The sequence below is a fragment of the Streptomyces cyaneofuscatus genome, from assembly GCF_000718135.1.
In the GTDB taxonomy this organism is placed as follows: domain Bacteria; phylum Actinomycetota; class Actinomycetes; order Streptomycetales; family Streptomycetaceae; genus Streptomyces; species Streptomyces cyaneofuscatus.
Genome location: NZ_JOEM01000002.1, coordinates 49,203 through 60,938, shown reverse-complemented (window position 1 = coordinate 60,938; position 11,736 = coordinate 49,203). Strand labels below are relative to the sequence as shown.

Genomic DNA, 11,736 nt, shown 5'->3' with positions numbered 1-11,736 from the left:
GTGCCTTCGTTCGCTGGGATGGTGGTTGGCGCTCAGTGGTCCGGAGGGACGGACCGCAGGATCGCCGGACAGGCTAACGGCCTTACGAAACAAGAGAGTTCGGATACGCAATTTCAGCGAGGCACCTTGGCCGCGAGGACGTGCGGGAAGTCGGTGTCGTCGATGGCGCCCATGTGCTCCTGGCGCGGGTCGTGAATGACCGCCACCAGTTCGGGCCGCAGCCTCATCCAGGCGCGGGACGTCCGGATCTCGGCGTCCACCCGGTCCATGAACCACCGCATGACCTCGTACGGAGTGTCCAGATGCGGCCCTCGGGAATCGAAACAGACCGTCGGTTCGCGCGCCGGGTCCTCGTCGGGGACGATCGCGGTCACGTGGGTTCCTCGATCCCGGACGAGGTCCAGTTCCAGGTACCAGGCATCGTCAGGTACGGAGTACGTCTCGGTGATCGCGTAGTCGCCGCTGGGGTGCGCGAACATCAGCCTGACGCCCTTCTCCCGATCCATCGCATACGGAGGTCGGAGACGCCCCTTCAGGAGGCGACCCCACGGCCGAGCACCTCCTCAGCCGAGCACGCGCCTCTGCGGCACCAGCTCCAGCATCACCTGCGGCGGCAACGACGGATTGGCGGCTGCCGCTTCCGCCACCTGGGGGTCGGAGTCGTCGAGCAGGCCCACGATGACCGGTGGCGGGAGGGCGGGGTGCCGAGCAGCGACGGGCCTCGCTCGTCCGTTCTCCAAGCAGGCGAGCAACGCCGGAGCCGTCGCGCGGCGGTGCCGGGCGATCTCCCGGAGCGCCTTCCGCGTCGGCGGATCGTGCAGGGCCAGTTCCTCCAGCAGCTCCGGCGGCGCGTCCGGGTTGGCGGCGACCTGGGCGAGGACCCGGATGCCGTGCCGGTCGGCCATGGAGCGCAACTGAGCTGCGGAGAGGCCCGGGTGCGGGGCGATGGACTTGACCACTTTCGCATCGGGGTCGGCCGCCAACGCGTCGCGTACACCGGCCGGAAGGTCGCGCCGCCGGGCCACGAGCATCCGTACGGCCGGGTGGGGCGACCGGGCCAGTTCCCCGGTCTCGGTGGCGGAGGCGGAGGCGATCCGCGGCAGCAGGGTTTCGCCGGTCTTCGTCGTGCCGGCCAGGTGCGCGAGCACATCCAGGGGGACGCGGGGGTGGTACGCGAGGCCGCGGCGCACGTCGGGGTCGCGGTCCCGGGCCAGTACGCGGATCAGGTCGTCGTCGATCGCGGGGTTCGCGGCGAGGTCTGCCCGTACACCGGGGACAGGGTCCGCGGCGAGCCGTCGGCACACCGCCGGCGGCAGGTCCGGACGGGCGGCCAAGGCTCGGCGCAGCAGGAGGGAGGGGTGTTCGGCGAAGTGGACGGCTGCCCCGGTCGGGGTGGCCGGGTTCTGAAGGGCAGCCAGCCCTGTGTCGTGGGTGACGGACTCGTGGGAGCCGTCGCACGGGGCGCCCGGGAGCAGATCGCAGTCGGGCCTCGGGCAGTGCGGATCGTGGGTGAACGGAATCTCCTCGCGGTCGCAGACCAGGCAGTGGAGCGCGGGAGGCAGTCCTGCGCCGGTGATCAGTGCCGCGAGTGTGCCCGCAGGTGTCGCCTCGTTGGCCGCCACCGCACGTCGGACCTCGGCGTAGGGGTGCCCGGCGAGCCGGGCGGCCACGTCCAAAGTGGCCCACCACGCCAGCTCGGCGACCACGTGGACGTCCGGGTCCGCGGCGAGCCGCTCCACCACATCGGGCGGGAGCCCGGGGCAGGCGGCCAGCTTCGCCCTCCGCTCCCCGTCCGGATCCGCTGCGAAGAGGCGCGCCCACTCCGGGCGGCCGGCTCGTCGGTCGAGCAGGGCCAGGGCCACCTGCGGGTGTACCACGGGATCGATGTCGGCGGCGGTCAGCCGGCCCTCGTACGCGAGCCGCACCGCGCTGTCTTCGGCGCGCGCCACCAGTGCGACCGCCTGGTCCCGGCCGAGATCCGGACGGCAGGCGAGGAGGTCGGCGAGGTCGTCGTCCGCGAGCGCGATCAGCCGGTCGACCGCCTCGGGCGGCAGTGACGGGTTGGCGGCGAGACCGTGCAGAACAGGGTTCACGGACGCATCCTGCCGGTACCCGGGCCGGTGGGCCCGCGAATTACGGGCGCGGGGCCCGGCCGGTCCGGGCGTCGGTGCCGGGCGGGTAACGTAAAGAGGTACTGATTGACTCGTGGGCCTCCTGGCGGGCTGCGTGAACCCCAGGAGGAGCCGGCATGACGACCAACCGTGGACGCAAGGACGTCATCCGCGACCGGATGGCCGCCACCGGCGAGTCGTACAACGTGGCCGCCCGCAACCTCAAGGCCATGAAGGACATGGGCGCCACCCGCCAGGCCGTCCTCGTGCAGCGCTGGACCCCCGCCGACAGCTTCGACGTGCCCTGTCCGTGTGGCGGGACCTGCGAGCCCGGCGAGACCTGCGGCCACTGCCACGCCCTCCACCGCCATGTGAAGCGCTACCCGGGCTCCACCACGGAGGTCGAGACCTGGGCCGACCGCTACGAGTGCACCGGCTGCTCCTCCTCGTACACCCTGACCATCCACCTGGCCGGGCGGCCCTGGGGTGTGGCGGAGACGGTCGTGCAGGGCGGGTCGGCCGAGGAGGTCGTACGGGCCCGGGTCTTCCCCGGGGTCATCCACCCGCTGCTGCGGTCGGAGGCGGCCGAGGACTCCCAGCAGCGGTGAGGCGCCCGTCGGTGAACATCCCGTCACCGTGAGCGTGCGGTCGGGCGTTTACGGGGTAGGCGAGAGGCAGGCCCCTCAAGGAGGAACCATGTCCCGCCTGATCGCTCGCCTCACCCAGTTCACCCGCAGCCCCCAGGGCCGACGGACCATCGAGTCGGCCCGCCGCGCCGCGGCCGACCCCCGTAAGCGCGCCCAGGCCCGCAGCCTGTTCGGACGGTTGCGCGGACGCCGGTGACTCCGGCGCTTCGGCGGACAGCCGGAGCGGTGCCGGGAAGCGTAAGCCGACGATGCCCGCACAGGTATCCCTGTGCGGGCATCGGCTTGTTCGTGGGCGTCCGGCTCAGCTCTCGTCCGGTGCCAGGGTCAGCGAGATCGAGTTGATGCAGTAGCGCTGGTCCGTGGGGGTCGGGTAGCCCTCGCCCTCGAAGACATGGCCCAGGTGCGAGCCGCAGCGGGCGCAGCGCACCTCGGTGCGGACCATGCCGTGCGTGCGGTCCTCGATCAGCTCGACCGCGTCCGTGTCCTTCGGGTCGTAGAAGGACGGCCAGCCGCAGTGCGACTCGAACTTGGTGTCGGAGCGGAACAGCTCCGCCCCGCAGGCCCGGCAGGAGTAGACGCCCGCCGTCTTGGTGTCGGTGTACTCACCGCGGAAGGCGGGTTCGGTGCCGGCCTGGCGCAGGACCTGGTACTCGGCGGGGGACAGCTCCGCCCGCCACTGCTCGTCCGGCTTCTCGACGTCGTACGGCACGGCTCGCTCCTCAGCTCGACAGGTGGTCGCTCGCTCCGGTGGCCCCTCGGCTACCGGGCGCTCGACAGGTGGTCCAGGATGCGCGGGCCGAGGTCGGTGACATCGCCCGCTCCCATGGTGAGAACGAGATCGCCGGGCCCCGCCATTCCCGCGACGGCGGCGGGGACGTCCGCCTGGTCGTGGACGGCGGTGACCTCGGCGCCCGCCGCCTTCGCCGCGTCGATGATCAGGGCGCTGGTGATGCCCGGGATCGGGTCCTCGCGGGCCGGGTAGATGTCCAGGACCACGGAGGCGTCGGCCAGCGCGAGGGCCTGGCCCATCTCGGTGCCGAGTTCCTGGGTGCGGGAGAACAGGTGCGGCTGGAAGACGACCAGGATGCGGGCGTCGGCAGCGGCGCCGCGCATGGCCTCCAGGTCGGCGGTCATCTCGGTGGGGTGGTGCGCGTACGAGTCGATGACCTGCACGCCCGCCGCCTCGCCCTTGAGCTGGAGGCGGCGCTTGACCCCGGTGTACGAACCGAGGGCCGAGGCCAGGTTGTGTGCGGGGATGCCGAGGGCGACGCCGGCGGCGAGGGCGGCGACCGCGTTGTGGGCGTAGTGGGCGCCGGGGACCGAGACGGTGAAGGTGAGGAACTTGCCGTTGAGGAGGACCGTGACCTCGCTGGTCAGGCCGCGCGGGGTGACCTTGTGGACGCGGACGTCGGCGTCCTCGGCGGAGCCGTACGTGACGACCTTGAGGTCCGAGAGGTCGCGGACCCGGCGGGTCAGCTCGACCGCGCCGGGCTGGTCGGCGGAGATGACCAGGGTGCCGCCGGGGACGACCTTGCCGACGAAGGTCTCGAAGGAGTCGTAGATCTCGTCCATCGAGGCGTAGTTCGCGTGGTGGTCCAGCTCCACGTTGAGGACGATCGCGACCTCGGGGTCGTACTTCTGGAAGCTGCGGTCGCTCTCGTCCGCCTCAGCGACGAAGATGTCGCCTTCGCCGTGCGTGGCGTTGGTGCCGGGGCCCTCCAGGTCGCCGCCGATGGCGTACGAGGGGGCCAGGCTCAGCGAGGAGAGGGCGACGGCCAGCATGGAGGTGGTGGTCGTCTTGCCGTGGGTGCCGGCGACCGCGATGGCCCGCAGGCCGTTCATCAGGGAGGCCAGCGCGTCGGAGCGGTGGACCACCGGGATGGCCAGCTCGGCGGCGCGCAGCAGCTCCGGGTTGTCGGCGCGGATGGCGCTGGAGACGACCACGCAGGTGGCGTCGTCGGCCAGGTGCCGGGCCTCGTGCCCGATGTGCACGGTCGCCCCCAGCGCCCGCAGCGACTCGGCGGTGGCGGACTCCTTGGCGTCGCTGCCCGCCACCTTCGCTCCGCGCTGGGCGAGGATCTTCGCGATGCCCGACATTCCGGCGCCGCCGATGCCGATGAAGTGCGGTCGTTCCATGGCGGCGGGAATGCCGGGTGCCATCTGTGCTCCCTCAGAGGTTCTGGGTTCGGACTGCGGCCGAGGGCCGACCCGGACCGCGGCTCCAGCCTATTCGCTGTGCGCGAAGAGCTTGAGCACCGGGACGCCGACCTTGTGCCGGGCCCGTGAGGCCCAGTCGCGGTGGAAGAACTCCTCCACATAGTGCGGGGCGGTCAGGACGATGACCTCATCCGCGCCCGCGTCCTCGACGACGGTCGTCAGTTTGTCCAGGGGGTGGTCCTCGATCACCTGCCCGACCGCTTCGGCGCCCGCCTCGCGCAGGGCCCGTAGCGAGTATTCGAGGCCGATCTCGGCGGGTTCGCGGGCCTCCTTGCCCTCCGGTTCCTCGCCCTCGCGGACGGCATCCCTGAGCTCCCCCATCGCCACGTCGTCGATCGCGCGCAGCAGGACATCGGCCTGGTCGCCGCGCGGCTGCAACAGAACGACGAACGAGATCCGCTCCTCGCCGTGGAGGGTGGTGACGAAGTCCACGTCCTCGGGAGTGAGCGGCTTCTCGATCATCAAAACGCTTGTGAACACGACAGGCGCCCTTCCGCTTCTGCGTCTCGCCGACAGCCGGCTCGGCCGTCGACGGTCGTTTGCTGAAACCATCCTTCCCCGTGCTTCCACGGGGACTGCAGAGGTAAGTGTGCCCAGCCGAAGCTAAGCGGAACGGGTAATTCCGCTAAGTGTCCCCGCACTGGTGACCCCCGCGCGCCACCGCCGGTCACCCGGCTCCTTACCGTCGGTAGCGACCGAAGAGGAACCCGTCCTCCTCCAGCAGCGATGCCAAGGCGAAACGTTCCGGCACGGCGACCCCGGGGCCTCCCGCGATCCGCTGCGCGTCCCCGGCCGTGAGCATCGGGGAGAGCGTCAGGCAGAGCTCGTCCAGCGCCCTCGCCGCCACGAACTGGCCGAGCAGCCGGGGCCCGCCCTCGGTCAGCTGCCGCCGCAGCCCCCGGTCCGCCAGCTCCCGCACCGCTCGCGCCGGGTCGACCCGGGTGCCCTCGCCCGCGATCACCACCTCCGCGCCCGCCTTCCGGGCCGCCGTGATCCGGTCGGCGGGAGCCCCGGAACCGGTCACCACGAGGGTCGGGACCAGCGGCTCGGTGAACAGCGGCAGCGAGAAGTCCAGGTCCAGCGTGCCGGTCACCACCGCGACGGCGGGCGCGGGGCCCTGCCCGGCCGCCGCCCGCCGCGCCGCGAAGGCCTCCCGTGCGCGGGCCGGACGGTACCCCTCCAGACGTACGGTCTCGGCTCCGGCGATCACCACGTCGGCCAGGGCCCTCAGGGTGCCGAAGATCCGCATGTCGGCGGCGCAGGAGATGGGCTGCGAGCGGCCGTCGTGCTGGGCGGCCCCGTCCAGGGTGGAGACCATGTTGGCGCGCAGCCAGGGGGCGCCCGTCGTGGGGTAGGCGTACGCGTCGGCCAGCTCGTCGAGGCTCCACTCGCGGTCCGTGAGCAGCCCCGAGGGGTCCGGGGCAGCGGCTGTTGTTGTCAGGTCCGTCACAGGGAACAGGCTTCGCATGGGGTGCAGTCTGGCACGGGCCTTAGGGTGGAGAGTTGTGTCGTCCTCCACCGCGTTTCCGGGGCAGAGCCCCCTTGCCGAAACGGCCCCGCTGTCCCTGTGCGCCCGCGAGCCGCGCGTCCCCGCCGACCGTCTGGTGGCGGAGATGGTGCCGCCGCCGCGCTTCGATTCGGTGCGCTTCGACACCTACGTGCCCGACCCGAACCAGCCCAGCCAGAGCGAGGCCGTCACCGTCCTCGCGGGCTTCGCGGCCGGGCTCGGCGGGTCGCACGCGACGGGTACCGGGCGCCGCAAGTGGTTCGGGAGCAAGAAGCCGGCCGCGCCGGCCGGCCCGCGCGGGGTGTATCTCGACGGCGGTTACGGCGTCGGCAAGACCCACCTGCTCGCCTCCCTCTGGCACGCCACGCCCGCGGAGCCGTCGCTGAAGGCGTTCGGCACGTTCGTGGAGCTGACGAACCTGGTCGGCGCGCTCGGTTTCCAGCAGACCGTGCAGACGCTGAGCGGGCACCGGCTGCTCTGCATCGACGAGTTCGAGCTCGACGACCCGGGCGACACCGTCCTGGTCTCCTCGCTGCTCAGCCGGCTGGTGGAGCACGGGGTGGCGCTGGCCGCGACCTCGAACACGCTGCCGGGCAAGCTCGGCGAGGGCCGGTTCGCCGCCGCCGACTTCCTGCGCGAGATCCAGGGCCTGTCCGCGCACTTCCGCCCGCTGCGCATCGACGGCGAGGACTACCGGCACCGCGGACTGCCCGAGGCCCCGCCGCCGTACAGCGACGAGCAGGTCACCCGCGCCGCGTACGCCACGCCGGGCGCGTCGCTGGACGACTTCCCGGGGCTGCTCGAACACCTGGCCCGGGTGCACCCGAGCCGGTACGGGGCGCTGACCGACGAGCTGGGCGCGGTCTGCCTGACCGGGGTGACGGCGGTGCCGGACCAGTCGACGGCGCTGCGCCTGGTGGTGCTGGCCGACCGGCTGTACGACCGCGAGGTGCCGGTGCTGGCCTCGGGGGTGCCGTTCGACCGGCTGTTCAGCGACGAGATGCTGAACGGCGGGTACCGGAAGAAATACTTCCGGGCGATCTCGCGGCTGACGGCACTGGCACGTGACGCGAAGGGCCTGGTGGCGCAGTAGGTTCGGGGGGTGACACCGGGTGCCCGTTCGGCGGCGTGCCCGTAACTCCGTTCGCGTACAACCGCGTACGACTTCCGTACCACCGCGTACACCGTTTGAAGGGATCCAGCATGGCTACCACGCGTCACGCGCACACGGACTGGGAAGGCAACCTGCTCGACGGCAAGGGGGTCGTCACCTTCGACTCCTCCGGCATCGGCGACTACCCCGTCTCCTGGCCGTCCCGCTCGGAGCAGGCGAACGGGAAGACGAGCCCCGAGGAGCTCATCGCGGCCGCCCACTCCAGCTGCTTCTCGATGGCGCTCTCCCACGGGCTCGCCCAGGCCGGCACCCCGTCGACCCGGCTGCGGACCAAGGCCGACGTGACCTTCCAGCCCGGTACGGGCATCACCGGCATCCACCTCACCGTCGTGGGCGAGGTCCCCGGCCTCGACGAGGACGCCTTCGTGAAGGCCGCCGAGGACGCCAAGGCGAACTGCCCGGTCAGCCAGGCGCTGACGGGCACGACGATCACGCTGTCGGCCTCGCTGGCCTGACCCTCCGCGTCGGCTGCCCCTCTCCGGGCCGCCCCAGCGGCAACACGAGGCGCGGGGGCGCGCATGGTTCCCCCGCGCCTCTGTGCGTGCTACACACATGCGGGTCACGTCACCTGTCCGCCAACAGGGAGTTGCCTCATGTCATCCGAAACCCGGAACACAGCGACCGCAGCGACCGCGACGACCGCCCCCCGGAACACCGCGACACGACGTCAGGTCCTGGCAGGCAGCGGCGCAGCGGCCGCGATCGCCTTCACCGGGGCCTTCTCCGAACTCTTCGCGGGCACGGCAGCCGCCCGCGGCCACGGCGGTTACGGCCCCCTCGTCCCCGACCCGGACGGCCTGCTCGACCTGCCGAAAGGTTTCCGCTACCGGGTGCTGTCCCGGGAGGGCGACCCGCTGCGCTCCGGCGAGGGCAAGGTGCCGAGCAACCACGACGGCATGACCGCCCTCGCGGGCCGCAACGGCCGCGTCCACCTGGTCCGCAACCACGAGAACCGCCACACGGCGAAGATCGGCGTCCCGACCGTCGCGGGCCTGACCTACGACCCGGCGGCCAAGGGCGGCTGTACGTCCCTGGAGCTGGACGGCCGGAACAAGGTCCTGGGCGAACGGGTCGCCATCGCCGGTACGGCGGTCAACTGCGCGGGCGGGCCCACCCCCTGGCGCACCTGGCTGACCTGCGAGGAGACCGAGGACAAGGCCGGGACCAACGGGTACACCAAGGACCACGGCTTCATCTTCGAGGTGGACGGCGCCGACCCGCGCCGCACCGGGGCGGTCCCGCTGACGGCGATGGGCCGCTTCCAGCACGAGGCGATCGCGGTCGACCCGAAGACCGGGATCGTGTACGAGACGGAGGACGCGTTCGACAAGCCGTTCGGCCTCTTCTACCGCTTCCTCCCTCAGAAGCCGCTCGGCGGCACCGGTTCGCTGCGGGCGGGCGGGGCGCTGGAGGCGATGCGGGTGCCGGGGCTGCCGGACCTCTCCGTGGTGCAGGAGACCGGGGCGAGCTTCGACCGGGTCGAGTGGGTGCCCGTACCGGACCCGCTGGCGGCCGAGACCCCGATCCGGCTCCAGGACTTCGGCCGCAAGGGCATCACGCACGCCCAGAAGCTGGAGGGCTGCTACTGGGGCGGCTCCTCCGTCTACTTCGTCTCCAGCTTCGCCCACCGCGACGAGGGCTCGGCGGCCGACCACTACGGCCAGGTCTGGCGGTACGAGCCGAAGAAGCGCCGGCTCACCCTGGTGGTGGTCTTCGGCCCGGACACCGACATCCAGCTCCCCGGCGAGTCCCCGGACAACATCTGCCTGGCCGCCGACGGGGGCCTGATGGTCTGCGAGGACGGCGGCGGCGCCCAGCACGTGCTGGGGGTGACCCGGCGGGGCGAGGTCTACACGATGGCGCGCGGGCGGCAGAACATCGGGACGCCCGAGGAGCCGGAGTGGGGCGAATTCGCGGGGGTGACGTTCTCGCCGGACGGCTCGACGATGTACGTGAACTGCTACACGCCGGGGACGACGTTCGCGGTGACGGGGCCTTGGTGCTGAGGCTGGCCCTGGTCCCGAGGGACGGTCGCGTCGGAGTGCCGCTATAAGCCGATAAGCAGTATGTCGGATACTTTCCGTGAGTGATCACTACTGCACGGAAACGGAAGACGACTGCACTGACGGTCGCGGGGATGCTGCTCGGCGGCGCCCTGGCCGGGTGCGGGGGCGCCGCCGCCCCCGCACCCACAGCCCTCGCACCCACAGCCCTCGCACCCACCTCCCCCGCGCCCACCTCCCCCTCGGCCCCCGCTCCCGACGCGGCGACCTCCGCCGCCCCGAAGAAGGCGCCCACCATGGCCCCCGGCCCCGCCGGGCGCACCCCGGTCTTCGAGCGGCGTCCGACGGGCGGCGGCGCGGCGGAGAAGACCGCGGCCGAGAAGGTCGTGGCGCTCACCTTCGACGCGGACATGACGGCCGATCAGGGCAACCGGGCGAAGGCGGGCGAACGCTTCGACAACCCCGAGCTGATCGCGCTGCTGCGGCGGCTGAAGGTGCCCTCGACCGTGTTCATGACCGGGCGGTGGGCGGAGGAGTACCCGGCGCAGGCGAAGGGCATCGGCACGGACGGCCTGTTCGAGGTCGCCAACCACTCGTACAGCCACTACGCCTTCACCGCCGACTGCTACGGCCTGCCGGTGGTCGCGAAGGACGCCATGACCCGCGACGTGGAGCGGGCCTTCTCGGCGTTCCGGCAGGCCGGGGTACGGAACGTGGTGCCGTACTTCCGTTTCCCCGGCGGCTGCTACGACGACGCGGCCCTGCGCGCGCTGGGCCCGGCGAACGTGACTGCGGTGCAGTGGGACGTGGTGAGCGGTGACGCGTTCGCGACGGACGCGGGGGCGGTGGCCGAGCAGGTGCTGGACGGGGTGCGGCCGGGGTCGCTGGTGGTGATGCACTGCACGCGCAGCGCGGCGCCGGTCACCGCCGAGGCGATCAGCAGAATCGTTCCGGAGCTGCGGAAGCGGGGCTACCGGTTCGTGAAGGTCTCGGAGCTGATGGAGGGCTGATCCCCCTCGGACCGTGGGTCCCGGGCAGCCGGCTCCGCCGTACCGCGCGTCGTGGTGAACCGTCTGCGGTACTCGCTCGGCGTGGTCCCCAGGTGGCGGGCGAAGGCGCGGCGGAGGCTCTCGTCGCTGCCGAGACCGCTGTGGAGCGCCGCTGAGGTGATGCTGTGTCCGTCGAGCAGGAGCTGCCGGGCGCGGTCGAGCCGTACGCGTTCGACCCAGCGGGCGGGGGTGGTGTCCAGCTCGCTCCGGAACAGCCGGGCCAGGTGCCGGGGGCTGAGCGCGGCGGACGCGGCCAGGGCGGAGAGGCTGTGGTCGCCGGCGGGGTCGGCGACCACGGCGGCCATCAGCGGGCGGAGCAGGTCGCTGCGGGCCGGCGGCGTACTGACGGCCGTGGAGAACTGCGACTGCCCGCCGGGGCGCTGCAGGAACACCACCAACTCACGGGCGATGGCCCGGGCGATGTCCGGCCCGTGGTCGTCCTCCACCAGGCCGAGGGCCAGGTCGATGCCCGCGCTGATGCCGGCGGAGGTGACGTAACGGCCGTCGCGTACGTAGAGGGCGTCAGGTTCGACGTGCACACGGGGGAAGCGGTGGGCGAGCGTGGCGGCGTGGCGCCAGTGGGTGGCCGCCCGGCGTCCGTCGAGCAACCCGAGCCCGGCCAGGACGAAGGCGCCGGTGCAGACGGAGGCGACCCGCACCGCCCGCCCGGCGAGCTGCTCGGCCGCGGCCGCCAGTCCGTCGTCCAGGGGTGGTCCGGCCAGCAGGTCCCCACCGGCGACCACGAGCGTATGGAGCGGCCCGGCGTCGGCGGGGGCGACCGTGGCGCCCAGCACCATCCCGGAGGCGGTCGTCACATCGCCGCCGTACGGCGAGACGAGCACCAGCTCGTACGGATGGCCGAGCCGGCCCGCCTGGTGCAGCACCTCTCCGGGACCGCTGACGTCGAGCAGGGTCACCCCGTCGAAGACGAGGAAGGCGACGCGTCGGGTCATGTCCGGATCCGTGGTTCTCTCGGCCGAATGGACATGGCCCAGCGTACGTGAGCGAGTGAAGGTGGTATCAGGCAC

General features: G+C 72.3%; 13 protein-coding genes. 6 read left to right on the top strand and 7 right to left on the bottom strand.

From position 1 onward, the window contains the following. Positions 1–113: 113 nt before the first annotated feature. Both IF17_RS0104140 and IF17_RS0104135 read right to left on the bottom strand, forming a co-directional pair. Positions 114–479 (bottom strand): hypothetical protein, encoded by a 366-nt coding sequence (locus IF17_RS0104140; RefSeq protein WP_244890407.1) that lies wholly within the window; start codon positions 477–479, stop codon positions 114–116. An 84-nt stretch (positions 480–563) separates the two neighbouring features. Next, the gene (locus IF17_RS0104135) at positions 564–2,093 is read right to left on the bottom strand and encodes a hypothetical protein (RefSeq protein WP_030562246.1); all 1,530 of its coding nucleotides are present in this window, start codon (positions 2,091–2,093) and stop codon (positions 564–566) included. Positions 2,094–2,248: 155 nt separating this feature from the next. Here IF17_RS0104135 and IF17_RS0104130 point away from each other — a divergent pair, with 155 nt between their 5' ends. Beyond that, positions 2,249–2,719 carry a hypothetical protein gene (locus tag IF17_RS0104130; RefSeq protein ID WP_030562244.1) on the top strand — a complete coding sequence of 157 codons (471 nt, stop codon included), beginning with the start codon at positions 2,249–2,251 and terminating at the stop codon, positions 2,717–2,719. A gap of 88 nt (positions 2,720–2,807) precedes the next feature. Next, the gene (locus tag IF17_RS1000000139185) at positions 2,808–2,954 is read left to right on the top strand and encodes a hypothetical protein (protein ID WP_167344505.1); all 147 of its coding nucleotides are present in this window, start codon (positions 2,808–2,810) and stop codon (positions 2,952–2,954) included. 105 nt (positions 2,955–3,059) lie between these two features. Here IF17_RS1000000139185 and msrB read toward each other — a convergent pair whose 3' ends face one another. The 4 genes from msrB to IF17_RS0104105 all read right to left on the bottom strand — a co-directional run bounded on the left by msrB (position 3,060) and on the right by IF17_RS0104105 (position 6,443). Next, positions 3,060–3,467 carry a peptide-methionine (R)-S-oxide reductase MsrB gene (gene msrB / locus IF17_RS0104120; protein WP_030562242.1) on the bottom strand — a complete coding sequence of 136 codons (408 nt, stop codon included), beginning with the start codon at positions 3,465–3,467 and terminating at the stop codon, positions 3,060–3,062. Positions 3,468–3,517: 50 nt separating this feature from the next. Then, positions 3,518–4,918 (bottom strand): UDP-N-acetylmuramate--L-alanine ligase, encoded by a 1,401-nt coding sequence (gene murC / locus IF17_RS0104115; protein WP_030562240.1) that lies wholly within the window; start codon positions 4,916–4,918, stop codon positions 3,518–3,520. Positions 4,919–4,984: 66 nt separating this feature from the next. Then, positions 4,985–5,437, bottom strand: a complete 453-nt coding sequence (locus IF17_RS0104110; RefSeq protein ID WP_030562238.1) for a hypothetical protein — start codon at positions 5,435–5,437, stop codon at positions 4,985–4,987. A 217-nt stretch (positions 5,438–5,654) separates the two neighbouring features. Further along, positions 5,655–6,443, bottom strand: a complete 789-nt coding sequence (locus IF17_RS0104105) for a pyrimidine reductase family protein (RefSeq protein ID WP_030562236.1) — start codon at positions 6,441–6,443, stop codon at positions 5,655–5,657. 37 nt (positions 6,444–6,480) lie between these two features. On the opposite strand from IF17_RS0104105, the gene zapE reads away from it, so the two are divergent. The 4 genes from zapE to IF17_RS0104085 all read left to right on the top strand — a co-directional run bounded on the left by zapE (position 6,481) and on the right by IF17_RS0104085 (position 10,669). Further along, complete coding sequence (gene zapE / locus IF17_RS0104100; RefSeq protein ID WP_030562234.1) at positions 6,481–7,575, top strand: cell division protein ZapE; 1,095 nt, start codon at positions 6,481–6,483, stop codon at positions 7,573–7,575. Between the two features lie 110 nt (positions 7,576–7,685). Further along, positions 7,686–8,111 carry an OsmC family protein gene (locus IF17_RS0104095; protein ID WP_030562232.1) on the top strand — a complete coding sequence of 142 codons (426 nt, stop codon included), beginning with the start codon at positions 7,686–7,688 and terminating at the stop codon, positions 8,109–8,111. Between the two features lie 138 nt (positions 8,112–8,249). Next, entirely contained in the window at positions 8,250–9,662 is a 1,413-nt protein-coding gene (locus IF17_RS0104090) for an alkaline phosphatase PhoX (protein WP_030562230.1), read from the top strand. A 131-nt stretch (positions 9,663–9,793) separates the two neighbouring features. Next, the gene (locus IF17_RS0104085; protein ID WP_030562228.1) at positions 9,794–10,669 is read left to right on the top strand and encodes a polysaccharide deacetylase family protein; all 876 of its coding nucleotides are present in this window, start codon (positions 9,794–9,796) and stop codon (positions 10,667–10,669) included. Here the strand turns inward: IF17_RS0104085 and IF17_RS0104080 are convergent. Further along, positions 10,630–11,661, bottom strand: coding sequence for a GlxA family transcriptional regulator (locus IF17_RS0104080; RefSeq protein ID WP_032771748.1), 1,032 nt, complete (start codon positions 11,659–11,661; stop codon positions 10,630–10,632). The two genes, IF17_RS0104085 and IF17_RS0104080, sit on opposite strands and share 40 nt — an antisense overlap. Positions 11,662–11,736: the final 75 nt, after the last annotated feature.

Bases quoted from the DNA above. Each gene is read 5' to 3' on its own strand.
- IF17_RS0104095 (WP_030562232.1), top strand. From the start codon at position 7,686: ATGGCTACCACGCGTCACGCGCACACGGACTGGGAAGGCAACCTGCTC.
- murC (WP_030562240.1), bottom strand. From the start codon at position 4,918: ATGGCACCCGGCATTCCCGCCGCCATGGAACGACCGCACTTCATCGGC.
- IF17_RS0104130 (WP_030562244.1), top strand. From the start codon at position 2,249: ATGACGACCAACCGTGGACGCAAGGACGTCATCCGCGACCGGATGGCC.
- IF17_RS0104110 (WP_030562238.1), bottom strand. From the start codon at position 5,437: ATGATCGAGAAGCCGCTCACTCCCGAGGACGTGGACTTCGTCACCACC.
- IF17_RS0104140 (WP_244890407.1), bottom strand. From the start codon at position 479: ATGTTCGCGCACCCCAGCGGCGACTACGCGATCACCGAGACGTACTCC.
- IF17_RS0104105 (WP_030562236.1), bottom strand. From the start codon at position 6,443: ATGCGAAGCCTGTTCCCTGTGACGGACCTGACAACAACAGCCGCTGCC.
- IF17_RS0104085 (WP_030562228.1), top strand. From the start codon at position 9,794: ATGCTGCTCGGCGGCGCCCTGGCCGGGTGCGGGGGCGCCGCCGCCCCC.
- IF17_RS0104080 (WP_032771748.1), bottom strand. From the start codon at position 11,661: ATGACCCGACGCGTCGCCTTCCTCGTCTTCGACGGGGTGACCCTGCTC.
- IF17_RS0104090 (WP_030562230.1), top strand. From the start codon at position 8,250: ATGTCATCCGAAACCCGGAACACAGCGACCGCAGCGACCGCGACGACC.
- IF17_RS1000000139185 (WP_167344505.1), top strand. From the start codon at position 2,808: ATGTCCCGCCTGATCGCTCGCCTCACCCAGTTCACCCGCAGCCCCCAG.